The organism is Cutibacterium acnes, from assembly GCF_003030305.1.
Classification (GTDB): Bacteria; Actinomycetota; Actinomycetes; order Propionibacteriales; family Propionibacteriaceae; genus Cutibacterium; species Cutibacterium acnes.
Genome location: NZ_CP023676.1, coordinates 702397 through 726911 on the forward strand (window position 1 = coordinate 702397; position 24515 = coordinate 726911).

At 60.0% G+C, this 24515-nt stretch carries 21 protein-coding genes, 1 other RNA gene, 3 pseudogenes and 1 riboswitch; of the genes and pseudogenes, 14 read left to right on the top strand and 11 right to left on the bottom strand.

Annotated elements, in window-relative coordinates:
* Window positions 1–50: 50 nt before the first annotated feature.
* Both CPA42_RS03540 and CPA42_RS03545 read right to left on the bottom strand, forming a co-directional pair.
* The gene (locus CPA42_RS03540; RefSeq protein WP_002514054.1) at window positions 51–566 is read right to left on the bottom strand and encodes a DUF1003 domain-containing protein; all 516 of its coding nucleotides are present in this window, start codon (window positions 564–566) and stop codon (window positions 51–53) included.
* A complete protein-coding gene (locus tag CPA42_RS03545; protein WP_002515179.1) occupies window positions 559–1824 on the bottom strand; it encodes a magnesium transporter MgtE N-terminal domain-containing protein in 1266 nt (421 codons plus the stop codon). Before CPA42_RS03545 ends, CPA42_RS03540 begins: the two co-directional genes overlap by 8 nt.
* A 105-nt stretch (window positions 1825–1929) precedes the next feature.
* Here CPA42_RS03545 and CPA42_RS03550 point away from each other — a divergent pair, with 105 nt between their 5' ends.
* Window positions 1930–2439: a YflT domain-containing protein gene (locus CPA42_RS03550; protein ID WP_002515149.1), complete on the top strand. Its 510-nt coding sequence runs from the start codon at window positions 1930–1932 to the stop codon at window positions 2437–2439.
* Between the two features lie 113 nt (window positions 2440–2552).
* Window positions 2553–3425, top strand: a complete 873-nt coding sequence (locus CPA42_RS03555; RefSeq protein ID WP_002518285.1) for a COX15/CtaA family protein — start codon at window positions 2553–2555, stop codon at window positions 3423–3425.
* Window positions 3426–3455: 30 nt separating this feature from the next.
* Here the strand turns inward: CPA42_RS03555 and CPA42_RS03560 are convergent, their stop codons facing one another.
* A complete protein-coding gene (locus CPA42_RS03560; RefSeq protein ID WP_002515159.1) occupies window positions 3456–4952 on the bottom strand; it encodes an aminopeptidase P family protein in 1497 nt (498 codons plus the stop codon).
* Between the two features lie 625 nt (window positions 4953–5577).
* On the opposite strand from CPA42_RS03560, the gene CPA42_RS03565 reads away from it, so the two are divergent.
* From CPA42_RS03565 to CPA42_RS03605, 9 genes are all read left to right on the top strand, one after another.
* A complete protein-coding gene (locus CPA42_RS03565; RefSeq protein WP_002519182.1) occupies window positions 5578–5934 on the top strand; it encodes a hypothetical protein in 357 nt (118 codons plus the stop codon).
* Between the two features lie 544 nt (window positions 5935–6478).
* Entirely contained in the window at window positions 6479–7216 is a 738-nt protein-coding gene (locus CPA42_RS03570) for a zinc ribbon domain-containing protein (protein ID WP_002515174.1), read from the top strand.
* A gap of 58 nt (window positions 7217–7274) precedes the next feature.
* Window positions 7275–7655: RNase P RNA component class A (gene rnpB, locus CPA42_RS03575), an RNA gene on the top strand.
* Between the two features lie 674 nt (window positions 7656–8329).
* Window positions 8330–8524 carry a type II toxin-antitoxin system HicA family toxin gene (locus CPA42_RS03580; RefSeq protein ID WP_002515140.1) on the top strand — a complete coding sequence of 65 codons (195 nt, stop codon included), beginning with the start codon at window positions 8330–8332 and terminating at the stop codon, window positions 8522–8524.
* Entirely contained in the window at window positions 8521–8892 is a 372-nt protein-coding gene (locus CPA42_RS03585; protein WP_002515176.1) for a hypothetical protein, read from the top strand. Before CPA42_RS03580 ends, CPA42_RS03585 begins: the two co-directional genes overlap by 4 nt.
* Before the next feature lie 266 nt (window positions 8893–9158).
* Window positions 9159–9344, top strand: a riboswitch (cobalamin riboswitch).
* 41 nt (window positions 9345–9385) lie between these two features.
* The gene (locus tag CPA42_RS03590; protein WP_002515265.1) at window positions 9386–10399 is read left to right on the top strand and encodes an ABC transporter substrate-binding protein; all 1014 of its coding nucleotides are present in this window, start codon (window positions 9386–9388) and stop codon (window positions 10397–10399) included.
* Window positions 10396–11430, top strand: coding sequence for a FecCD family ABC transporter permease (locus CPA42_RS03595; protein WP_002515301.1), 1035 nt, complete (start codon window positions 10396–10398; stop codon window positions 11428–11430). Before CPA42_RS03590 ends, CPA42_RS03595 begins: the two co-directional genes overlap by 4 nt.
* Window positions 11427–12224: an ABC transporter ATP-binding protein gene (locus tag CPA42_RS03600; protein WP_002515247.1), complete on the top strand. Its 798-nt coding sequence runs from the start codon at window positions 11427–11429 to the stop codon at window positions 12222–12224. Before CPA42_RS03595 ends, CPA42_RS03600 begins: the two co-directional genes overlap by 4 nt.
* Window positions 12221–12841: a (2Fe-2S) ferredoxin domain-containing protein gene (locus tag CPA42_RS03605; RefSeq protein WP_002515333.1), complete on the top strand. Its 621-nt coding sequence runs from the start codon at window positions 12221–12223 to the stop codon at window positions 12839–12841. The genes CPA42_RS03600 and CPA42_RS03605 overlap by 4 nt, the downstream gene beginning before the upstream one ends.
* Before the next feature lie 34 nt (window positions 12842–12875).
* Here the strand turns inward: CPA42_RS03605 and CPA42_RS03610 are convergent, their stop codons facing one another.
* Both CPA42_RS03610 and CPA42_RS13520 read right to left on the bottom strand, forming a co-directional pair.
* Complete coding sequence (locus CPA42_RS03610) at window positions 12876–13091, bottom strand: CstA-like transporter-associated (seleno)protein (RefSeq protein ID WP_002515300.1); 216 nt, start codon at window positions 13089–13091, stop codon at window positions 12876–12878.
* Window positions 13088–15373, bottom strand: a pseudogene (locus CPA42_RS13520) (carbon starvation CstA family protein). Before CPA42_RS13520 ends, CPA42_RS03610 begins: the two are co-directional and overlap by 4 nt.
* A 202-nt stretch (window positions 15374–15575) precedes the next feature.
* On the opposite strand from CPA42_RS13520, the gene CPA42_RS03620 reads away from it, so the two are divergent.
* Complete coding sequence (locus tag CPA42_RS03620) at window positions 15576–15749, top strand: hypothetical protein (protein WP_002515310.1); 174 nt, start codon at window positions 15576–15578, stop codon at window positions 15747–15749.
* 6 nt (window positions 15750–15755) lie between these two features.
* Here CPA42_RS03620 and map read toward each other — a convergent pair whose 3' ends face one another.
* The 4 genes and pseudogenes from map to CPA42_RS13680 form a co-directional block, all read right to left on the bottom strand.
* The gene (map, locus tag CPA42_RS03625) at window positions 15756–16469 is read right to left on the bottom strand and encodes a type I methionyl aminopeptidase (RefSeq protein ID WP_002519177.1); all 714 of its coding nucleotides are present in this window, start codon (window positions 16467–16469) and stop codon (window positions 15756–15758) included.
* Window positions 16470–16621: 152 nt separating this feature from the next.
* Complete coding sequence (locus CPA42_RS03630) at window positions 16622–16852, bottom strand: hypothetical protein (protein WP_002519176.1); 231 nt, start codon at window positions 16850–16852, stop codon at window positions 16622–16624.
* A gap of 161 nt (window positions 16853–17013) precedes the next feature.
* Complete coding sequence (locus CPA42_RS13080; protein ID WP_002519175.1) at window positions 17014–17415, bottom strand: hypothetical protein; 402 nt, start codon at window positions 17413–17415, stop codon at window positions 17014–17016.
* Window positions 17416–17811: 396 nt separating this feature from the next.
* A pseudogene (locus tag CPA42_RS13680) lies at window positions 17812–17883 on the bottom strand (hypothetical protein); the annotation flags it as partial.
* 103 nt (window positions 17884–17986) lie between these two features.
* On the opposite strand from CPA42_RS13680, the gene CPA42_RS03640 reads away from it, so the two are divergent.
* Window positions 17987–19288, top strand: a complete 1302-nt coding sequence (locus tag CPA42_RS03640; protein ID WP_002519174.1) for a glutamine synthetase family protein — start codon at window positions 17987–17989, stop codon at window positions 19286–19288.
* Window positions 19289–19306: 18 nt separating this feature from the next.
* Here CPA42_RS03640 and CPA42_RS03645 read toward each other — a convergent pair whose 3' ends face one another.
* Window positions 19307–20110, bottom strand: a complete 804-nt coding sequence (locus tag CPA42_RS03645; protein WP_002519173.1) for a sterol carrier family protein — start codon at window positions 20108–20110, stop codon at window positions 19307–19309.
* Between the two features lie 129 nt (window positions 20111–20239).
* Here CPA42_RS03645 and CPA42_RS03650 point away from each other — a divergent pair.
* Window positions 20240–23185: pseudogene (locus CPA42_RS03650) on the top strand (bifunctional [glutamine synthetase] adenylyltransferase/[glutamine synthetase]-adenylyl-L-tyrosine phosphorylase); the annotation flags it as partial.
* Here CPA42_RS03650 and CPA42_RS03655 read toward each other — a convergent pair.
* Window positions 23082–24509 (bottom strand): threonine/serine exporter family protein, encoded by a 1428-nt coding sequence (locus CPA42_RS03655; protein WP_002519170.1) that lies wholly within the window; start codon window positions 24507–24509, stop codon window positions 23082–23084. The pseudogene CPA42_RS03650 and the gene CPA42_RS03655 sit on opposite strands and share 104 nt — an antisense overlap.
* Window positions 24510–24515 lie beyond the last annotated feature (6 nt).

A 24515-nucleotide genomic window follows, 5' to 3' on the forward strand; every position in this document is an offset into this window, starting at 1 on the left:
TACACACCGTTGGCCCGATGCGACAACTCGCTCGTCGCGAACCGGGTCAGTTAGTGGGAGGCCGGTGAGGCCTCGATCTCCTCGAGCAGGGAGCGCAACTCGTCGCGTAGCTCCGAGCGCAAATAATCGCGCGTGGCCAACTCGCCCATCTGCATCCGAATGGATGCGACCTCCCGGGCCAGGAACTCCATGTCGGCACGAGACTGGGCGGCGACCCGACGATCCTCAGCCATCGACACCCGATCCCGGTCCTCCTGGCGATTCTGCGCCAGCAGGATGAGGGGAGCGGAGTAAGAAGCTTGGGTAGAGAAGAACAGATTGAGCAGGATGAACGGGTACGGGTCGAAGCGCAACTTATAGATTGCTACGAGATTCCAGATGACCCAGCTGCATACGATCACCGTCATGTAGACGAGGAACTTTGCCGTGCCCATAAACCGCGCGGTGGCCTCCGCGAACTGCCCGAACTTCTCGGAGTCCAGCTGTACTCGAGGGCGTTTGACCTTGCGTGGTCCCGGGATGTCGAGGCGGTCAGCGTCATGCAGCCACTGATCGTTATCAGCCATGGTTCACCTCCACGAATTCGCCGTCCATCTGGTCGCCGCGCCAGTCGGCGGGTAGCAGATGGTCAAGAAGGTCGTCAACGGCTACCGCCCCAACCAGCTGGTTCGCATCGTTGACGACGGGAACGACGACGAGGTTATAGGTAGCGAAGTAGCGGCTCACCGCGCCTACCGGGGCATCGGTGTGCATGGGCTCAAGGTCGGAGTCGATGATCGCTGAGACCATCGTCGAAGGAGGTTCGCGCAGGAGCCGTTGCACGTGTACCGCTCCCAGGTAACGGCCGGTAGGGGTTTCGGTGGGAGGACGGCACACGAAGACCATGGATGCCTCGGCTGGTGTGATGTCTTCGTTACGTACCAAAGCCAAGGCGTCAGCGACAGTCGCGTCGGCGGCAACGATGACGGGCTCAGGGGTCATCATGGCTCCCGCAGTGAACTCGTCGTAGGCCATCAGGGAGCGGACGTCGTCGGCGTCGTCGGGCTCCATGCGCGCCAGCAACTGGTGGGCGGTGGTATCGGGGAGCTCTTTGATTAGGTCGGCGGCGTCGTCGGGGTCCATCTCTTCGAGGATGTCGGCGGCGCGGTCGGGGTCGAGGACGGTGATGAGGGAAACCTGCTCGTCCTCGGGAAGTTCCTCGATGGCGTTGGCAAGCTGGTCGTCGTCCAGGGCCATGGCGACTTCTGCACGGCGATGCGGGTTCATGTCGTGAAGTTCCCGGGCCATGTCCGCTGGCTTCATCTCATGCATCTCGGCGATGGTTCTCTCAGTGGACTGGCGCGAGGCGAGCACGAGGGAGGGGACTTCGCGCCAATCGACGATGGTCGGGTTACTGGGAGCCTTGCGGATGAATCGACTGCGCCCAGATTCGGCGAGGGCCACCTCATTAATCTCCCACTCGCGGCTGCGCACGGGAGCCATTGAAACGTCCATGACCCATACTGGCGTGCCATTGCGGCGGAAAGTGCGGTCGAAGAGGTCTTCGATGACGAGGGTCTCGGAGACTCGGCGAGAGAACACTCGGGTGTTGACGGTTCCCGAGATCATGATCTGAACCGCGTCAATGGCGTGCACTCGGACCATCGGGACGAAGATTCGTCGACGGGCGAATAGCTCGACGACGAGCCCGCGCACCAGCGGGGCGCGCCCCGGCGTACGCATCTGGACGACGACATCCCTGACCTTACCGACCTGGTCGCCACTGGCATCCATGACAGGAAGGCCACGAATCCGAGAGATGAATACCGATTGGGACCTGTTCACCCCGCAAAATATACCCAGGCGGCAAACATTAACGCTGCGAGACGAGAGCAAGAAGCTGTCGGTGCTTACCCGTAAACTGATGCTTACCTCAAGGAGGAAGCCGTGATGTTAAGTGTGGTCCCGGGCAGAGCGAGTGCCATATTCAATCTGGAGTACCCGCAGTCGGTCGTCGTGGTTGATGACTACGCGACCGCCCAGAAGATTGTCGACCAGCTGTCCGATAAGGAATTTCCGGTCGAAAATCTCTGCATCGTCGGGACAGACCTCAAAACGGTGGAGCGCGTTACCGGACGTCGCACGTGGGGCTCGGTGCTCGGCCAAGGGGCGGTGTCAGGACTCGGGATGGGCCTTCTCGTCGGCCTCATGATGATGTTCTTCACCCCAGGCGGGGCCGTTCTCTCCCTGCTGCTGACCGGACTCATCGTTGGTGTGGTTATCGGCATGATTACCGCCGCTATTACGTACTCGATGAGTGGTGGAGAGAGGGACTTTAACTCTGTCCAGCAAGTCGTGGCTACCCACTATGAGGTGCTCGCTGAACACAAGGTGGCTGCACAGGCCCGTGAGATGGTGTCTGATATGCCATTCATGAGGGCGAAGGCTTTCGAAGGCTGATTTGTTTTTGGGGGCCTGCCGACGGGCGTGCCCGGCGGTGGTGGCAGTATCAGACAGTCCGCGCCTTCGGCACCTGTGCCGACAAACGGCAATCAGCACCATCGAGGAATGTTATGGCCAACACCGTCACAACTAGGAACGCCGTGCCGAGAGGGGTCGTGGTTCTTTTCGCCGTCACTGCTGTCGCCATCACTGTCACGTTGGCGCTGGGATCGACGGTGTGTGCCACTGATGCCTCGGCCTCGTGCCCGAACTGGCCCGGTTGTTATGTCGGTCGTCTCACCCCGTTGGACGCTACCCAGCCGTGGGTCGAGTTCATCCATCGCGTCATTTCGGCCTCGGTGGGTCTGTTCGCGCTCGCCAGCGTCATCGTCGGCATGGTGTATCGACATGCTGACAAGCTGCTGGCTGCCCTCCCGATCGTAGCTCTGTTGGGGGCGTTGACGTCCGGCGTGTTCGGTATGATGACCATCAAGTGGGGGATTAACTCGGTTGAGGCCTCTTTCGACCTGCTTGCCGCGATTATCTCGATGGGAGCTATGTGGCGGGCTTACTTTGTTGCGCGTAAGCCACGGTCGTCGTGGAGATGGAATGGGCGGACCAAGCTTGGGATTGGAGCTGTCGCCTTCCTCGTTATCGGCCACTTCTTCGCTGTGCAGGTGGCCGGTTGCGGGTCGCTGACCCGTTGTATGGGCTGGGCGATGTTCGTACGTGGTGCCGGGGACGGACCTTTCGCTGGCTGGATTGCTCAGCAGGCCATCATGGGAATCGGAATGCTGCTCGCGATCGTTTCCCTCGTGGCTCGCTGGGGGCGTCGCAATGGCTGGGACATTCTCTGCGCTGTGTTCATCGTCATTGAGCTCGTCGTCGGGGTGCTCATCGCCGTTAACGGATCCAGCCACGGTCTGGGAACCTTGCACGCGATCCCCGCCGTGCTCATCCTGTGCCTGACCATGACGGCGACGATGCGCAGTGCCAGAGGCTGAGAAGTCTGGACACCGCGCATCGACACTGGATCAGTGGCAAGCGCGTCCCCAGATCTCTTGCATCCAGGCCTCGATCTCGTCGACCTGACGCGGGCAATCCTTGGATAGCCACTCAGGCTCACCGTCAGTGATGCACAGGTCGTCCTCAATGCGTACACCGATACCGCGGAACTCCTCGGGGACCAGTAGGTCGGTTTGTTTGAAGTAGATACCCGGCTCGTCGGAGACGCACATACCCTTCTTGAGCGGTCCGGAGTAATCCTGACGACGTGCCTGGTTACAGTCGTGGACATCTAGACCGAGGTGGTGCGACGTGCCGTGAACCATCCACCGGCGGTGCTGCCCGCCTTCGGGGGACAGCGACTCCTCGACGCTGACTGGAAGGATGCCCCACTCGTGCAGATACTCGCAGATGACGCGAATGGCGGCCTGATGGATCTCGGCATGGTCGTGGCCAACTTTCGCGACGGCAGCTGCCGCGTCCTGAGCCTCAAGGACGGCCTGGTAGACGCGACGCTGGGCGGGAGAGAAGGTTCCCGAGATCGGTAGGGTGCGGGTGATGTCGGCGGTGTAAAGGGAGTCGACCTCGATCCCAGCGTCGATAAGGATAAGTTCGCCGGGGCGCAGGTCGCCGTCGTTGCGTACCCAGTGCAGCGTGTTGGCGTGGTCGCCGGCTGCGCAGATCGAGCCGTAGCCCACCTCATTGCCAAGATGACGAGCGACACGTCCGAAGGTGCCTTCCATCCAACGCTCGCCTCGCCCCTTGCGGACGGCTTCCGGGATCTCAGCGATCATGGATTCAAAACCCACCTTGGATTTGCGGCAGGCATCCCGCAGTTGCTCGACCTCCCAATCGTCTTTGCAGAAGCGGGCGGCTGAGGAAAACTCGTAGAACTCGTCGTCGGCGTCTTCAGAGCCCCGAGGACGCAATGAGTCGACGGTGGCGGTGACAGTCTCGTCGGCGTCGCGAATAACGCGCACTGTGGCGTCTCCGGTCGACAGGGCGTCGTCGAGTTGGGAGATGTCACGGCAGACGAGTCCCGTCATGGCCGCCATTTCCTCAAGGGACTCTCGCTGGCCAACCCACATCTCACCGTAGGTTGGATCAGCATAGAACTCGCGGTCGGTGCGGGGCGCACGCGGCTTGAAGTACAGCACATCGCGAGTTTCCGCGGTCGTATCGACGACTAGGACCGCGTTGGGCTCCCTGTCGGTGCCTAAGCCCGAGTAGTAGGCGAAGGCGGTGTTGGGGCGGAAAGGGTAATCGCAGTCGTTGTTGCGACGCATGAGATGGCCAGCGGGGATGACGAGGCGATCGCTATCGAAGCGGGCGGCTAAGGCATCACGGTGTGCGGTAGCCGAAGGCGCCGAGCTGAGCGGTTCGGGCAGCTCGTCGGGATAGGGGGCCCAGTCGGTAGGGATGAACTCGACGAAGGCTTTTGAGAACGGGGTCTGACGCTTGGGGATCCTTTGTTTTTCGGCTTGCCGCAGTTGTTCGTTGAGCTCTGTGGACCTCGTCTCGGTCATATTCGGACCTCCGCTGATTGTTGAGTATCCCCTCTAGTGTAGGTCTCGGTGACACGGAAGTCTTGGGGTCCAGAGGGCTTTTATGGGGCCGCACAGACGCAATGCCGGTCCTCTGTCCAGGTCAGTCTAGTCCCCCTACACCCGGGTTAGTTAGGTACCCGTCGCCTATCGAACCAACGTGACCTCCACAGGGCAGGTATCGAATTACGGCTTCGCCGTGGTGGTTGCGGACAAACAGGCCGGTCAGTGAGGGCGTCGCGTTGCGTGATGGTTAGAATTCAGAAGGATTTTTTCTACTCAGAGCAATCGACTGTATAGTTAAATCTATGACTAGAAATTGACTTTCTTATGGAGGGGGATATTTTCGTTGTTGGTATCACTGAAACCTGAATTTTGTGAGATGTTTCAACGGATGTTTCATCTGCACAGGCAGCTAGGATGGTCCATTGATCCGAAGACTGCTGAGATGCGTTATATGAAGGTTTCATCCCGACGATCGGAGAAGCGTCTTGTACGTAGAGAGAAGTATCCTTCCTGATCCTTGCTCCGACGTCACTTATCGGCCTTCCGGGAAGATCAGATATCGCTAAGGAAGTATTTTCAGGAGATGACTTATGGGGCGTCTTTGTACAGGCGCTGGCGGTCGCAGAAAGTATTGCAGCCAGCGTCAATGCAGCGAGTTTCAAGACTTTCATCTGAGTCCGCAAGAGATTCTGGTCTGCGAGGGGTCAAATGCCTTCAGGAGATCGCTAGTTCCGCCGTCGTAATCCATTCCATCGGATCTCCTTTCGTGAACACGCTTGTTGATTCGATACTGCCACAAGTTTCCCGTAGGCCAAGCCGTCCATACTTTTCCTGCCGCCATTGCAGGAGAAGTGCATCCTACCGTAACGCTTTGTGTAGTAGCAGAAGAGAGGGACAGTTGGGCGCTGATATTGTCCCTGCTGGCTCCGAGGGCCAGCTGGACGGTCCTGGTTGCTGACATTCCAGAGCTGATTGTGCAGGTGCCACCCTTGGTCTCGATGGTGCAATCACCAATCCGCTGGCTCTTGTTGACATAGTTGCTATTGGCAAGCTTCTTATCGCGGACAGTAAGTAGGTGTAGCTCCTCCCGCCTAATCCTGTGGTGGTTGCGCCGTCATCCCGCCTACCCACCAAGTTTTCTTGGGCAGATGCCGCAGTGGTCGTCACTGCTAGTAAAGAAAGCGCGACTGCTGCTATGGCAATGCTAGGGCGAAGGGGTGCCATTACTGATCAGTTTTTCTTAGAGGTGCGGAGGTATGCGATAAAAAGAGCATAGACATGCTGATGCCCATGTCCATAAGGAGTTGCGGCAGGATTGTCCGAAAGTTAGTTGCCGTATAGACGGCATCAGGGGGGATAGTTACCGCCAGAAGCTCACACTGGGTGTGAGGGGGCCTGAACTCGCGCTAGGGCAGGTCATCGCACATATGCTCAGCGCTATACCGACTGGAGGTAGGCTGAGCCTCACATGTCAACAGGGCCACGGAACGCAGGAGGCAAGCGTGAAAGCTGCGGCACAGGATCAGTGGAAGCTTCTGGACCTTGCTCAGACTGATCGGCGGATCGCTCAAGCAGAGCATCGTCGTCGGACTCTGCCCGAGTTGGCCGAACTCAAGGACCTTGCAGTGCAGCGGCGAACGCTTGCGGAGGAGGTCGTCGCTAAGTCCACCGCTCTATCGGACGCCAAAATGGAGCAGGAACGTATCGAGGGCGACCTCGAACCAGCTCGCGCCCGAATGGAGCGTAACCAGAAAACCGTGGACGCGGGCACCATCACCGACCATAAAGCGTTGCGCGGCCTGACCGAGGAAATCGAGCACCTAGGGCGGCGCATCTCTCGACTGGAGGACGCCGAGCTTGAGGCTATGCAGGCCGTCGAGGATGCCGAGAGGGCCCACGCCGACGCTGATCGACGCCGCATCGAGCTCGACGGGCACATCCGCACCGTGCTGGTTTCTCGCGACGCTGGTCTCAAAGAGATCGACGAGGGATTGAGTGAACTGCGACGGGTTCGTCAGACTCAGGCTGGTGGTGTTCCGGCTGACCTCTTGAAGCTGTACGAACTGCTGCGCGAGCGTACTGGCATGGGATGCGCAAAGCTCGTGCACGGAGTCTGTGAAGGATGCGGCATCGCCGCCACTGCCGCTGACCTGCGCAGTTATGCGGCGGCTGGCGACGATGAAGTGGTGCGATGCGAGGAATGCGATCGCATCTTAGTGCGTACCGGGGAGTCCATCTGAGGCTTCTGTGGCACCGTGTGGCGGTAGTACCGAGATATCCGTAGAATTGGCGCCCGGACGAGCCATCCGGGTGATCGCGGCAGCGCTAAGTTGCCGAGGAAAGTCCGGGCTCCATAGAGCAGGGTGGTGGGTAACGCCCACCCGGGGTGACCCGCGGGAAAGTGCCACAGAGAACAGACTGCCGGTTTCGAGCCGGTGAGGGTGAAACGGCGGGGTAAGAGCCCACCGCGTCATCGGTGACGGTGACGGCATGGCAAACCCCACCTGGAGCAAGGCCAAGAAGACCGTGAGGTCGCGGACGTGTTTGAGGGCTGCTCGCTCGAGCGTTCGGGTAGGCTGCGCAGCCGAAAGGCTGGAGGACACCAGCAATGGTGTTCACAGATGGATGATCACCGGCCCGGCGGGGCTACAGAACCCGGCTTATAGGATGGCTCGTCCCTAAAATATGGATCTGACTAGGTTAAACGATGTGGCTTTGGTCAGTTATGGGGCGGCGTGTCGTTCGTATAAATTCCTCGTGGAATTGTGTCCTGAGCGGCAAGAGCTGGTATCCCATGCGCAACGTACATGGGCATGAGTTCACTCATGCCGCTGCGTCCTGTGGCGCAATGAGGGAACCAAACTTGCTCCGTGCCGACCCCGCCTTGTGTGGGGAGTCGGCTTTCGTTGTGTGATGGGTGGTGCGGAGCGGGCGCGTTGCACAGGTCCGCCGGGACGAATCACGGATCACCGTCGATAGTGACGACACGAACAGACTGATTCTGCTAGGTGAAAGAGCTAAGCTGAGCGATGAGCATAGCTCCCCTTTCAGTTATTGCTCTGGCCGTCCCCGCCGCTGCGGGGGCGGCCTTCTTTCTTCTGAGGTGTGGCTGCTGGTCATGCTGCAACGGCTCGCGAGATAGTAAAGGTTGCGGGCATCACGATTGCTTCAGTCGGGCGGCCAAGTGCCGTGAGCGATGGCCTGGCTGTGGCGGGAGCACGCCCCGGATCATCCAGCTCACCGCCCATGAGCGTGACCATATGAGATGCCGCATAACAGTGGAGTAACAGCAGAATCACGATATATTTACCCCGGCTTTACATTGCGTGTATAGGTGGGCTAACTTATGACTCATGGTCAAGCCGATGAAGTACCGCAAACTCGTCGGGCTGCTGCGTGAGGCTGGCTTTACCCCAACTCAAGGCAAGGGCGACCACGAGAAGTGGCGCAACGGCACCACGTGGACCATCATCACCCAGACCACCGAATGCTCGCCGAAGGTCGTCAAGGACGCCCTCGACGCAATCGAGAGGAGCAAGCAGCAATGAACAGCCTCATTGTCACCGCTACCCGCTGGTCGGGCGGCTGGGAACTTGAAATTGGCGAGCAACAGCACACCCAGGTTCGCAACCTGTGTAATGCCCGTCAGCAGGTTGTCGACTATCTCGACACCATGGATGAGAGCGTCGATCATGCCGACGTCGACATCACCATCATTCCCGAGATCGGAGCACTTGCCGACGAGGTTGCACAGGCGCGCGAGGCTACCCGTGCCGCAGCTGAGGCCACCGAAATGGCGGCACGCCAGTCGCGTGCCGCAGCTCAACATCTGCGTGCAGCTGGCTACTCTGTATCCGACTCTGCTGTGATCATGGGCGTCTCTCGCGGACGGGTGAGCCAGCTCGTGAACTTGTGACACGGCTCACGTCGCCAACCCCGAACCCGGCAAACGCGTGGTGAGGTTGCGGGAAGCGCTGGCAGGCTGCGCAGAGCGGCATGCGTCAGGCGAACTGAGGGGCCTCGCTCGGGGCCGTATCGGCGGCTCGCGTATTTAGGGATCGTCAGTGCATCAATATGGTCTGATCCCCATGTGGAAGCTGCCGAAAACGCCGCGCTCGGTGAACGCGATCGTCATCGGTGCCGCTGTCGTGGAGGCCCTGGATAGCGGTATGCGAAGGGGGTGCTAAAATCCTCGCGTCAGGTTGCTGGTGACCACACCAGCGCTGGAATCCGGTGAAAAGCCGGAGCTGACGCGCAGCGGTATGACTGATCCGCCCCGACTTGAACCACTGGCGCCATGCGCACTGGGAAGGCGCCGGGAACGGAGACGAAGTCGAGCCCGAAGACCACCTGACGACGCCCTGTTGTTGCCCGGCCGCGCACGCCGATCACAGAAAGCTAGTTTCGCCATGCCTGCCACCCCGAAATTCCTTCGCCGAGCTGTCGCGGTCTCGATGCTCCCCGTCATCATGCTTGCCGGATGTGCTGGCGCCCCCAAGGACTCGTCAGCTTCTTCTTCAGCGTCGGCGTCCCAGTCCAACGCTGGACCTATCACCATCACCAACTGTGGCCAGAAGGTTACCCTCGACAAGCCGGCGACCCGGGCCGTGACTCTTAATCAAGGGGCCACCGAGGATGTGCTGGCTATCGGTGGTGAGTCCAAGCTCGCGGGGACCGCGTATCTTGACAGTGGGATTCCGAAGAAATGGAAGAAGGCTTACGACTCGGTCAAGGTGCTCGCCAAAGAGTACCCGTCTAAGGAGACCTTCCTATCTGCCAAACCCGATCTGGCGGTGTCCTCGTATTCGAGTGCTTTCACCGACAAGGCGGTGGGAACACGTGAGGAATTGAAGAAGCAGGGAATCGCCACATATATCAGCCCCTTTGGATGCCCTAAAGGCACCCCGTCAGCTGAGGCCACGTGGGAGAATGTGTGGAAGGAGATGCGAGAGGTTGGAACCCTTATCGGGCAGAAAGATGCCGCCGACAAGGTCATCGCTGAACAGCGCATGTCCCTCAAAGAGGTCTCCGGTAACAAACACGGCAACGGGACCTCGATAGTGTGGTTCGACTCGGGTGACAAGGTTCCGTTCATCGGCGCTGGCCATGGCGGCCCACAGCTGCTCATGGACGCTGTTGGGGCCAAGAATCTGTTTGCGAACCTCGATGGGGGCTGGGCTGACGGTTCGTGGGAGAAGATCGTTGGTTCCAACCCCGATGTCATCGTCGTTGCAGACGCCGACTGGTCGACAGCTAAGGACAAGATCGCCTATCTGAAGAAGGACCCCGTTCTCAGCCAGATGAAGGCGGTTAAAGACAACAAATTCGTCACCGTGCCATTTTCCCAGACTACCCCTGGCGCCGAGCTGGTTGACGGAGCAAAGACTCTCAACGACGGCCTGGCCAGGGTTACCGGGAAGTGAGCCGCTGGCGCAGTTGGCTCCTGCTCGGCATTGTCGTTGCTGCCCTGATCGGCAGTGCCCTCGTAGTCCTGGGGATCGGGGCAGTTCGGGTTCCGGTTTCCGATGTGGCGCGGGTGGTGGCGCGACGCTTTCGGCTCATTGAAGGAGCCGACGTGACGGTCCTCAACGACCAGATCGTATGGCAAATGAGGGCCCCGCGTGTCATCGGATCGATGGCCGTCGGTGCTTTGTTGGCGATGTGCGGCGCGGTGTTGCAGACCTTGACCGGCAACGATCTGGCTGATCCGTACCTACTAGGTATCTCCAGCGGGGCGTCGGTCGGGGCGGTCTTCGTCCTGATCGTCGGGATTTCCAGCACCCTCGGGCAGTCGGTCCTTATGACCCTGGCCTCCTTCATTGGAGCCGTCGTAGCCTTGGTCATGGTGCTGACGATGGCCACGGGCAGATCAGGGGAATTGCCTGCCGGCCGAACAATCTTGGCCGGTGTGGCCGTGGGCCAGTTGTGCGGAGCAGCGGTGTCGGTGATGATCATGATCTTCGGGGAGTCGAATGCGGCCCGTTCAGCTCTGTCATGGACCCTTGGGTCCTTCGCCGGGCTGAGGTGGGGATCGACGATCACGCTGGTTGTTGCCACCGTGCCGGCGCTGGTCGTCGGGATGGCTTTGTGCCACATCCTTGACGCCTTCGCATTTGGAGACATCAGTGCGATGTCGTTGGGTGTTCCGGTGAACACTGTCCGCTGGGCAATCATGGTCAGCACGGCTCTGCTGACGGCCCTCAGCGTGGCGTTCGCTGGACCCATCGGCTTCGTCGGGCTCACGGTTCCCCATATCGTGAGATTCTGGACTGGGTCGCGTCACGCTCGTCTTCTGCCGATATCTGCCCTGGCCGGAGCGCTGCTCATGGTGTGGTCAGACACCGCTGCACGATGTTTACGTCCCGATACCGAAATCCCCGTGGGCGTCATCACCGCGATCGTCGGGGCCCCGGTGCTAGTCGTGCTTTTGCGTCGACAGGCCTCGAGATCATGACAACGGTGACAACGTCAGCAGTGCTGAGGGCCGAGGCTCTTGGTTGGAGCGTGGATGGAAAGACGATCCTGTCAGGGGTCAGTGTGGACGTTCGGCCTCAGATGATGACGATGATTATCGGCCTCAACGGATCCGGCAAGACGACCCTGCTCCACTTGCTCGCGGGGCTTCGCAAGCCAGGCATGGGACGAGTGTGGCTGGGCAAGCGTGACCTCGCCCGGATCGGCGCCAAGGAGCGCTCCAGGATGATGGCGCTTTTGGAGCAGAATCCGTCGGCCCATGTCGAACTGACGGTGCGCGATGTCGTCCAGCTTGGCCGCATCCCGCATCTGGGCCGATGGCGAATGGGCAATCTCAGTCGCAGACAGGGACATGACGATGACGTTGTCGAGAAGGCCATGGCGACGACCGGGGTCTCCGAGCTTACTGATAGGGCATGGTCTTCCCTGTCAGGAGGAGAGAGGCAACGGGTACAGCTGGCTCGTGCCTTGGCACAGGAGCCCGAGATCTTATTCCTTGACGAGCCGACAAATCACCTTGACTTGCCACACCAGATCGACCTCCTGGAGCGGGTCCGAGGACTCGGCCTGACGACGGTCACTGTCATTCATGACCTCGACTTGGCTGCCGCCTACGCCGACGACCTCATCGTGCTCGACTCGGGTCGCATGGTTGCTGGCGGACCGGCGAGCACAGTGCTGACGCCTGACCTTGTCCGTGACCACTTTGGTGTCGACGGTGAGGTTTGGTCCTCCTCGAGGCGCGGCTTCACCTGGAACGGACTGCAGACATGACGACGCGTATCGCAGTATCCCTCCGATGGGACGACGCCATCGACTTGGACCGAGCGATGACCCAGCAGGTGGCAGCCGACTGTACTGCTCACCTACAGGGCCCCGGTCCGACGCTCATTGATGTTCTTGACTCGATCGATGACACCCGAATCGAACTCGTCGGTTGGAGTAGCGAGGATGGGCCTGTGCCGCTGTCCTGGTTGCGCCGGGTAGCAGGGCAGTGGGTTCGTGACCATGCGGACGGGCCAAACGTTGTCGTCCATGCTGGGGCGGTGCGGCCTGGGCAGACGATATCGAATGAGTGGCGAGCCGTTACCGGGTCCGAAGCCCCACTGCGTAGCCCGGCCTGGCAGGAGTTCCCACCCTTCAGACACCACCTGCTGGCATGCCGCGGGCCGCGCTGCAATGCAGCCGGAGCAGCCGACCTGCACGCCCGACTGAAGGACAAGCTAGCCCATGCCCTTGACACTGAGATCCTCGTTACGGTGACCGGGTGCATGTTCCCTTGCAACCACGCCCCGCTCATTGTCGTGTGGCCAGACGGCAGGTGCATCCAGCTGACTGCTGACAATCTTGATCGTATCGTCGAGGACCTCATCGGCCCCTCCCGTCAGTGATGAGTCCGATGGGCAAGGTGTCAGTAAGCGGGGGTCAGCAACACCGTGCTTGTGGATTGCGATCCTGACGATCACACTGGTCACGCCAGAATGCCTTCTCCGACATCGGCTCGTGACGAGTGCGACGACACCACTCAAGATAATTGTCGTAGGCGTCGGCGCCGGTGACGCCGCGTACCCACCATCTCAGAGACGACCAGCATCGTCGCCACAATGGGTCGGTTGGTTGATGTTGGGGTGCGGCGGTCACGCGTGCTCCTTGTCCTTGTGGACACTTTCCAGCTCAAGCTCAGGGTGCTCCTCGTAGAAGGCGTCCCACTCAACCTGCAGATCCCTCTCAGCCTTGGTGGGCATGAGACCACTGGGAGCGAAGATTTTGGACGGCTTGGCTGGGTCTTCGGTGTCGATGATGTTGCGACCACGCAGCGCCTGAACAGTGCGGATACAGGCCACGATCATGACGATGAGGGCGCAGACGACGAAGATGATCGACATCGTTCCTTGAATGGCGGTGTTGCCGACGACGGTGTGCATTTCGTCAATGTTCTTGGCTTGCCCCAGCGAGGTCTTGCCGTCAGCGATGGCCCGCTTGTAGGTCATGTGATTGGCCCAGTAACCGAGCTTCGGGTCGGGGGAGAAGATCTTCAACCAGGACCCGTAAACCGTGATAATGGCGGTGAAGAGCATCGGTACGAAGATGATGAGCAGCCGCCACGTGTGACCAGCCCGGGCGAAGATCACCAAGCAGATCGACAGGGCGACAGCTGCCAGCAGCTGGTTGGCAATGCCGAAGAGCGGGAAGAGAGTGTTGATGCCCCCCAACGGGTCGGTGACGCCCATGAGCAGAATCGAGCCCCAGCCAGCCACCATGATCGCGGTAGTCAGCCAGGAGCCAACCTTCCACGAGTGGTCCTTGAGGCGCGGCCAGAAGTTACCCAGCGCATCGGAGAGCATGAACCGGGCGACGCGGGTGCCAGCGTCGACCGAGGTGAGGATGAACAGGGCCTCGAACATGATCGCGAAGTGGTACCAGAAGCTCATCATGGCCTCGCCACCAAAGATCTTGTGCATGATCGTCGCTAGACCAACAGCCAGGGTGGGGGCGCCACCGGTTCGACTGACGATCGATGTTTCGCCGACGAGCTTGGCTGTCGTCGTGAGAGTGTTAGCGTTGGCGTGCACACCCGACAAGCCCAAAGAATTGACGTAAGCGATGGCGGACTTGACGGTATTGCCCGTCGCACCGGCTGGGGAATTCATAGCGAAGTAAATGCCCCGGTCCACCGACAGGGCGGCCACCAGAGCCATGATTGCTACGAAGGACTCCATGAGCATGCCGCCGTAGCCGATGAGACGTGCCTGGGATTCCTTTTCGATGAGCTTTGGGGTGGTTCCAGAGGAGATCGTGGCGTGGAATCCCGATAGCGCTCCACACGCGATAGTTACGAAGAGGAAGGGGAAGAGTTTTCCGGAGAACACGGGGCCCGCACCGTTGGTGGCATAGACCGTCATTGCTGGCACGTTGATGACCGGGCGGACGATGACGATCGAGATCGCCAACATCGCGATCACGCCGACCTTCATGAAGGTAGACAAGTAGTCACGGGGAGCCAGCAGCATCCATACGGGGAGTACTGCGGCGATGAATCCGTAAATGATGATGGCCCAGGCCAAAAACGGCTTGCTCAAGTGGAGAGCACTGGCAACGGCAGTGTTCTCGATCCAGGCCCCCGAGGCAATGGCCAGCACGAGCAGGACGATGCCGATGATCGAGACCTCAAATACTTTGCCAGGGCGCAGATAACGCAGGTAGAAGCCCATGAGCAGGGCGATGGGGATAGTCAGTCCGACGCTCCACACACCCCATGAGGAGGCGGCCAGGGAGTTGACGACGACCATAGCCAGGATGGCCACGATGATGAGCATGATCGTGAGAGTGGCGATGAGCGCCGCGATGCCTCCGAAGCGCCCCAATTCCTCTCTGGCCATCTGTCCGAGGGACCGTCCACCGCGTCTCATCGAGATGACGAGAACAAGGTAATCCTGGACGGCTCCTGCCAAGATGACGCCGACGATGATCTAGATCGTGCTTGGGAGATAGCCCATCTGAGCTGAGAGTACCGGGCCGACGAGGGGGCCGGCACCAGCGATGGCGGCGAAGTGGTGGCCGTAGAGGATGCGGCGATCCGTGGGGACGAAATCTCGTCCATTGTAGTCATACTCGGCGGGGGTAGCCCGGCTGTCGTCGGGATGGACGAGCTTGTCCTGAATGTACTTGGCGTAGAACCGGTAGCCGATGAAATACGAACCGATGGCCGCGAAGACGAACCAGATGCCGTTGACCGTTTCGCCGCGTCGTACGGCGAGCATCCACCAGCCCAGCCCGGCGATAGCGGAGATGAGGATCCAGATCGTCACGCGCAGCGGTGTCCATCGTTGCTGACGGGCTCGCTCCTCGTCCGACAGGCTGACGGCGGGCAGACCTTCGGGGAAGTTTGAGTTGTTGTACGTACGGGGTGGGACAGTGTCCACAGTGACCTCCAGTGGTGCCGTTCATTCCAACCGCGTCGTGGGAATCGGGATGGCGCGTCCCATCCCTTCGTCCGACAAATCCGATAGAAAAGACTACGCCGTCGGGATTCTTCCGGTGCCGCTGGATCACCTTCCGCGACCCGCTGGCTGACGAAAATGATCGGGGTCCCGTAACGATATGACGTGAGTAACGATCTTCACCGTGTTGGTGCACGTCAAGGTGCTCAGTCGAGACCGCATCGTCGGGGAGGGGCCAACTACCGATGTGCTCTCGCATCCGCGTGGGGAATGTACCCGCGCCGTGGCGGGTGCCGTTACCATTCCAGACCTGGCGATACAGCGAGCTCGCCGGACCCAGGCAGCCGTCAAACCTTGAAGATCGTCACTCCAGGGTGGTGAGGATTCGCGCTCCATCCTTCTCGACGACGAGGGTCTGCTCGAACTGAGCGCACCGCGAACCGTCATTGGTGAGGACTGTCCAGCCGTCGTCCCACTGATGGTTGGATTGGTCTCCCAGGGTGAGCATCGGCTCGATGGTTAGCGTCATGCCCTCCTCGAGGGTGACGTCATAGCGCGGTTCGTCGTAGTGGAAGACGACGAGACCGGAGTGGAAGGCGCTGTGAACACCGTGGCCGGTGTAGTCACGCACCACGCCATGGCCGAAACGCTTGGCGTAGTTCTCGATGATCCGGCCGATGATGGAAATCGAGCGGCCGGGTTTAACGGCCTTGATGGCGCGGTTCATTGCCTGCTGAGTATGGTCGATGAGGTCCAGAGATGCTTGGTCAACGTTGCCGCAACCGAAGGTGTAGCAGTTGTCGCCGTGCACGCCGTTTTTGTAAGCGGTGACGTCGATCTTGACGATGTCGCCGTCCTCGAGCGGGCGCGAGTCAGGGATGCCGTGACAGATAACTTCGTTGACGCTGGTGCAACACGATTTGGGGTAGTTACGGTAATCGAGGGTCGATGGGTAGGCGCCGTGGTCGCACATGTATTCGTGAGCGATGCGGTCGAGTTCGTCGGTGGTGACCCCGGGCTCGACGGCTTTTCCGGCCTCGTACATGGCACCACAGGCGATCCGTCCAGCCTCTTCCATGGCAGCGATCGTCTCGGCTGACTGTACGTGGGAGCCATCATAGGTTTCCGGGACGTCGCCCAGGCCGACGTAGGGGGGACGGGCAATGTTTCCGGGGACATGACGACGAGGACTCTGGGGATACGGCTTGATGGCACTCACGTCGGTCCAGTCTAGGTCGTGTGAGCGTGCCGTGGTTCGTGTCTCTCTTCTTCGTCTATAAATGCCAAGTATGTATCAGGAGCGGTGCAGGGCAATGAGGGTCGCCATGACGACGCGCTCTTGGTCACGGAGTTGGCGGCAATCTTGAGGGTTATACGGGCTACATCAGGGCGCCGCCGTCGAACCCACATGAAGCGGGTCTCATGGCCGAGCAGGGTGAGTATCTCTGGTGTTTCAGACACCACACTGTCGAGGGGTTAGTTGAATGCAAGGCAGTGAATCATCTTGGCTCCTACCAACCTCCAGACCGAGGTGCTAGACACAGTGGCAGCGCGAAACGATGTTAACGATGTTTAGGAGAACGATCCGCGCTTGAGCGACGACGAGGATGACGACTGAACCGTCAATCCACTTTGAGGGACTGCCGGGCGTGATCTACCAGGGTCTGACGGGTTGAGTCACCGATCGTGGCGGAATTGAAGTACATCCCGAGGAAGTCGGTTTGGCCCGTATTCACGACCACGACGTCAACAACATCGCCGCGCACCTGAGGCAGGCTGGGCAGCGAGACGTAGACCTCACTGCGCTTCCACCACGCCGGATGACCGTCGATGGTGAGGGCCTCCGAGCGGATTTCCTTCTCTCCGGTGTACCCCGCGTAATAGTCGGAACTGGCGAAGCAATCCATCATCATTGTTGCGGCCGTCTGAGGATCAGAGAACCCCTCGGCAACCGGCAAGCCACCAACTCCGGACACGCTCATCCACCCGGGATAGACGTCGTCGATCTGTGCTGACTGCCCCATGACCCATGGCAGGGTGAGGTTTTCATGACGCCAGTTTGGTATGGACTCCACCGAGACGCCACCGCCATGCAAACGGCCGTCGTTGGAATCCTGATTTCCAGGGTGTTGGCCTCGCGGGCAGGTGACGGCAGAGGAACTGGCAGACGGGGTGGTCGACTTCTCATTCCAGGCCGAGACCGTCGGGGACGACGAGTTGAGATCAGGCTCGGCGTTGTGATCTGAAGATGTGCTGCGATGTAAAGCGAACGCAACAACGACAGCGACGACGAGGATGACGATGATAATTGCCCAGAGCCAACTAGAGCTGCGACCGTTGTCATGTTCCCGGTGGCCTTTTCCGCTGTGCTGCGGGGCAGGATCGGGGGAGGTGGTAGTGCGGTCGGTCCACCGCTCGCCGTCAAACCAGCGATAGCGATCCGGCGTGCCGTCAGGGTCTCGATACCACCCCGCTTGAGGACCCGAAGCCATGTCAGCAGTCTACCGAAGCCATGACCAACCTTGTTACCAGCTCGAAACACATAACGGGCACACTGGAAAGGTGAGCAGGCAGACTGAATTCGTCCTGCGTTCTATGGAGGAACGCAACATCCGTTTCGTAAGGCTGTGGTTCACGGACGTGCTGGGATCCCTGAAATCTGTTGCCATCGCCCCGGCTGAAGTTGAGGGAGCTTTCGTTGAAGGCGTGGGCTTCGACGGCTCAGCTATCGAGGGGTATGCCCGCGTCTACGAGGCAGATATGGTGGCCCACCCCGATCCGGCCACCTTCCAAGTTCTGCCATGGCGTTCTGGCACCAGCACGGCCAGGATGTTCTGCGATATCACCAATCCTGACGGAACCTCCTCTGCAGCTGATCCTCGTCACGTCCTCAAGAGGACGATGGGTCGTGCCGCAGAAATGGGTTTTACCTTCTATGTTCACCCAGAGATTGAGTTCTACCTGCTTAACGATGAGCATCATCCTGGGGAATCCCCGGTGGCGCTGGACAACGGTGGCTACTTCGACCACACCACCTTGGGAGCGGGCACCGACTTCCGTCGCGACGCCATCAACGTCCTGGAACAGATGGGTATTTCGGTAGAGTTCAGCCACCACGAGGCCGCTCCTGGACAGCACGAAATTGACCTTCGTTACGCCGATGCGCTGACGATGGCCGACAACATCATGACCTTCCGGGTAGTCATTCGGGAGATCGCTTCCCTCAAGGGGATCAAGGCCACCTTCATGCCTAAGCCTTTTACCGATCACGCCGGGTCAGGTATGCATTCTCACGTCTCCCTCTTTGAGGGGGACACCAATGCCTTCTATGACGCGGCTGACGAGGCTCGCATGTCGCCGGTTGCGAAGTATTTCGTCGCCGGTCTTTTGCACCATGCTCCGGAGATCATCGCCGTGACGAACCAGTGGGTTAACTCCTACCGTCGGCTTTCCGGTGGGGGAGAGGCGCCTAACTACATTTGCTGGGGTCGCAATAATCGTTCAGCACTGGTTCGTATTCCGATGTATAAGCCCGACAAGGCTTCCTCGGCTCGGGTGGAGTTGCGTTCTATCGATTCTGCTGCCAACCCATATCTGGCGTATTCCTTGGTACTTGCTGCTGGTTTGGACGGCATCGAGAAGGAGCTACCGCTTCCAGAGGAGGCATCCGACGACGTGTGGCAGTTGTCAGCTCGCGAGCGTCACGCACTGGGGATCAAGCAGCTGCCGCAAAGTCTGGGTGCTGCGATCCGCTGCATGGAGGAGTCCGAGCTCGTGGCTGAGACCCTCGGCGAACACGTCTACGATTATTTCTTACGCAATAAGAGGGCGGAATTTGAGGAGTACAACCGGCAGGTCAGCCAGTTCGAGCTTGATCGCTACCTGCCACACCTCTAAACAGGTTGGAGCTGGCGTCTAGTCGTCGGCAAAAATGTCGCGGAAAACTCCGGCCATATCAACGACTGGGAACACGCCAGCAACGTCGTCGACGTGGGACCCAGACGCCTGAACTCGTCCTGCTGAGCGCATTTCTGGCCAGTGTGAGAAGCCAGTTGCCAACTGCAGGAAGGTGACAGGAGCGGTCTCGGCCACATTGGGTGGAGTGCCCCGGTGGTGGTTGGGGCCCGACTCAATAGCCGCCAGTTGAACCGCGCACGCAGGTGGTACCCGAAGCTCGATCGTGCGACCACCGTGGGTTTCATCGAGAACGGCTGATAAGGTACGGCAGCTTTCAATAATCGCCCCAGACGGAATATCGATGCCGTCGTGCAACCCCATAGCAGCCATGGCGAGCAGGGTGGCTCGCAGTTGGTCCGTCACGCGCACTGGTCCCACAAGAGAATCCACTGTCGCAGGCGGCCCGGGGGTGGCGAGCAATACCGACTCTACGTTATCCAGAAGACGTTGGGCCTGACTGGCAAGACGGCTAGCGGTGTCGTCGGCAATCACTTCATGGCCGATGGCTGCCAGGGTATTGGTGGCTTTGCGACGTTCGTCGATCACCCGTGCCAAGGTCATCGGTCTGATGGTCGTCGGCGTCGTCACCGTTTGCAGGGTGTCGGTGAAAATCACCATGAGATGGGCAATGTGGTGGCGACCCCACAGCTGAGCTTCACCGGGGTCAAGAGGGTCAGTGTTGGGCTGAGGCAGCAAACAGCGGGCGGTCGCTACCCATGTGGTTGCCAACCGCTTCACGCTGCGCTCTGCGCGTGCTGCCATGATCGTCACCTCAACAAGACTAGGGGCATCGGGTTGCACGGACCGTACACCCACTCGACGCTGACGTGACGACTGGGCAACACGTCGGTGCCCCTCGTCGGCTAATGTGCCACCGAGGAGGTGGTCGCGGTGGATCGCAAGTCGAGTGTCACGATAGACCTACTGCGTCTGGGAGTGATGGACACTGATGCGGCCTCAGCCAACCATCACCGAATCGCGGAGAACATAGGGGCCGACCCCAATCGACTGGCGGATTGGGAGCATCACCTTGAGACGTGCTGTGACCCGGACCTAGCCCTCAACGTCCTTGCTGAACTTGCACAGGACTCCGCGCAGTGCCTCGGCGAAGTGCTCGATCATGACGCTTCCGCCTGCCGGTTGGTTCGTCTCTTGGGCGCATCCAGTGAATTGGGCCGCCACCTTATTGCCCACCCTGACGACCTCGCGGAGGTCATCCGCGATCCGGTTCGCCTTGGTCACGACGAGATCTGTGACGATCTGCTTGAGGTCGTAGGTGCGCATAAAGAAGGTGAGTTTACGGTTGCCGGGACGCCGACTGGCCCGGCATCAGATCGGCTGAGATTGGCGAACCGGCGCCATTTAGTGCGGATTGCGTCGCGAGATGTCAGCGCTGACGACCCAACCGAGATTATTGAGGATGTCGCAGCTGAACTAGCCGATCTGGCTGACGGTATTGTCACTGCGGCCCTGGCCTTAGCCCGAGCCGACTGCCCTGATCATGCCGATGCTCGGCTAGCCATTATCGCGATGGGAAAGTGCGGGGCTCAGGAACTTAACTACATTTCTGACGTCGACGTCATGTATGTCGCTGAACCGGCCAATGACGATGTTTCAGGCGCCAGCGCGGTGACTATCGCGACCAAACTGGCAGCCTCAGTGGCGAGAATGTGCTCGGCCCACTCGGGGGCTGGGTCAATCTGGCAGGTAGACGCTGCTCTGCGTCCAGAGGGCAATGCCGGGCCGTTGGTGCGCACCATGGATTCAATGCGCACGTATTACGAGAAATGGGCGAAGAACTGGGAGTTCCAAGCCTTGCTCAAGGCCCGTCCGATGGCCGGCGATCTGGACTTGGGTCAGCGATTTGTTGAGATGGTCTCCCCGATGGTGTGGCAGGTGGGAGAGGCCGAAGGATTCGTACCAGAAACTCGCGCAATGCGCACCAGAGTGGTCTCTCTTATTGCTGCTAAGAACAAAGGCCGCGAAATCAAGCTTGGTGCCGGGGGGCTGAGGGACGTCGAATTCACCGCACAACTGTTGCAGTTGGTACACGGGCGTCAGGACGAGTCGCTGAGGGTACGCGCCACCTTGCCGGCCCTGCGTGCCCTTGCTGCGGGCGGGTATATCTCGCGAGGCGCGGCTGAACGCCTTAAGGAGGCATACCGGTTAGAGCGCGTTATGGAGCATCGCGTGCAGATGTTCCGGCTGCGACGTACCCATCTTCTCCCAGACGATGAGGACGGGTTGCGTCGTCTAGCACGTGCCGTCGGCCTGCGTACCGCAGACGAAGTCCGCAGGGTCTGGACAGCGACGTCGAAGGCGGTGCTGCGGGCCCATGGCCAGGTTTTCTACTCGCCGGTAGTCGAGGCAGTAGCGCGCATTCCCACCCAGGATCTGCGGATGAGTGCGGAGGCTGCGAAGGTGCGTCTAAGTGCGCTGGGATTTCACGACGAGGACGCCGGACTTCGTCATATCGAAGCGCTCACCAGCGGCACCAGCCGAGCGGTACGTATTCAGACCGCGCTCATGCCGGCGATGCTCGCGTGGCTGGCTGACGGCCCCAGTCCCGACCATGGGTTGCTTGCTTTCCGTCAAGTATCTGAGGCGCTGGGGGAGTCCCCGTGGTACCTCAGAGCCCTGCGTGACGAAGGGGCGATGGCTCAGCGATTAGCGGTGGTGTTGTCGACGTCCCGGTATGCCGTCGACGTGCTGACCCGTGCGCCGGAGACCGTCCAGGTGCTCGTCGATGACGACCTCACTCCGTTAAGCCGGGAGGATCTCGCCCGACAAATGAACGCTGTGGCGCGACGTCACCATGACGTCGAGGAAGCGGTTGGGGCGATCCGGGCAGTACGACGTCGCGAGCTTTTCCGGATCCTTGTCGCCGATATCCTCAACGTCACTGGCATTCGGCGTATCGGCCAAGCTTTGACCGATCTCACCGGGGCGACTATCGATGCTGCCTTGACCGCGGTGTCGCGGGAGGTCGAGGACGCCCCGCCGATCGGAATCGTCGCGATGGGCCGTTGGGGTGGTCAGGAGCTGTCATACGCGTCCGACGCTGATTGCCTGTTCGTCGTCGGTGACGGGCCGGGAGTCGGGGAGAAGGCGCTGAAAATCGTCACTAAGCTACGCAACCTGCTCGGCAAACACGGGGCGGACCCCGCTGTGGTTTTGGATGCCGATCTGCGCCCGGAAGGCCGATCCGGTCCGATGGTACGGAGCCTGGAGAGCTATCGGAAATACTACGGAAAGTGGTCAAGCACGTGGGAATCCCAGGCCCTGCTGCGGGCTAGTCACGGTGCCGGCGACCGGGAGTTGACGAATGAGCTGTTGGAATACGTCGATCAGGTGCGCTACCCCGCTGACGGTCTGACGGGAAGTCAGCTGGCTGAAATTCGCAAGCTTAAGGCGCGAATGGAATCGGAGCGGATTCCTCGTGGAGTGGACCCGAGGCGGCACCTCAAGCTAGGGCCTGGAGGACTATCCGATATTGAGTGGACAGCCCAGATCATTCAATTGCAGCATGCCGGCCATGACCCAGCTCTACGCACCACCTCGACGATTGACGCCCTCAACGCCGCCTTGGCGGCTGGTTACATTGACGAGGGTCAGCACGCCAAACTGTGCGACTCATGGTTGGCGGCGAGCCGATTGCGTAACGCGATCATGGTGGTGAGGGGCCGTCCGAGTGACGTTATTCCGTCGGACTCAACGGATCTCGACGTCATCGCTAAGGCCTCGGGAATGGGTCAAGGAGCATCTGAGCACCTCGTCGAGGATCATTTGCGGCATTGTCGACGCGCATCACGGGTCGTCGACGCGGTGTTTTGGAATCACAGTGATTGTCCTCGGAGAATTTGAAGGCGTGGGGGCTGGGGACCGGTAGGTTTCGGGCCCACGCAGGATCTGTGCACATACGAGCTACCGCCAATCCGCATGCGATGAGAATGACGGTGAGGACGGCGTCGACGCCGAAGGTCAGTGCCTTCGTCATATCCTGTCCGTTGAGCCAGTAAACAGTGCGGTACATCGATGCGCCGGGGACCATGATGACGCAGGCCGGAACTGTCAATGTAATGCGTGGCAGCTTGGTTCGGACCGATAGCGGGCTTGCGAGGAAACCAATAACTATACCACCAACTCCAGCCGCCAACTGGGCCGGAAGATTGACGCCGACAAGGGCAAGGCGGCAGAGGTTCCCACAAGCTCCTAGAGCTGCAGCCCATGCCACCGTGCACGGTGAGGAATTGAAGAGGATGGCGAATCCGGCGACTCCGCATGCTGTCGCTACCGCATAGGCAAACCACGCCCAGGGGTACGGAAAAACCGTCTGAGCAGGCAGCGGTTGCAGGCCAGTAGCCGCTGAGAATACCCAGGCAGACATAGTCGCGGCAAGTATGAGACCGACGGAATAAGTTGCCCGACTTAAACCCGCCGTGAAGTCCATACGAACCATGTCAAGGATCGAAGTGATCATGGGGAAGCCTGGTACGAGGAACAGTAGAGAGGCGACGTAACCTGGGCCGTGGATGGTATGCAGGCCAGTATTAGTCAGCAAATCTGCCAACATGAGGTAGATCAAACAGGCTGCGGCCGAGGCCAGAGCTGCGACTCCGAATTGATTGAGCCAGCGACGGTTAAGTCGGCCGCGCACGAACTGGCCGACTGACGCCGCCGCGAGAACTACGAGAGAGTCAGCAAGAGAGAACTTATTGAGGATGGCGAATCCAGCGCACGCGACGCCACCAGCGAGAACCGTTTGCCATTCTGCCCACTTGGGACGCACCGTACGTGAAATGTAATCCAATCGTGATTCCAGCTCGCGCCCGGTCGTGCCAGCCGGCAGATTGTGGGCAAGATCCTCAAGGGCGGCGATACGCGAGGAGTCGACGCGCACCCGGTAGACCTCGCGTGCGACAGTGCGGAAGTTGTCCCCGCGGTGGGCAGTTGCGGTGATCTCGGTAAGGCTGACGCTGGCATCAAGTCGGTCAATACCCAGGGCAAGCCCGGCATCGCACATGGCTCTCTTCACTCGATAGGAGCCGGTGCCAGAAGACAGCAACATTGATCCCAACCGAATGACCGCTTCGGTGTCATTAACGAATTCGCGGTCATGACGAATGTCGTCTCGGTAGTCGTGGGGATCAGTGCTTGTCACGTCCCT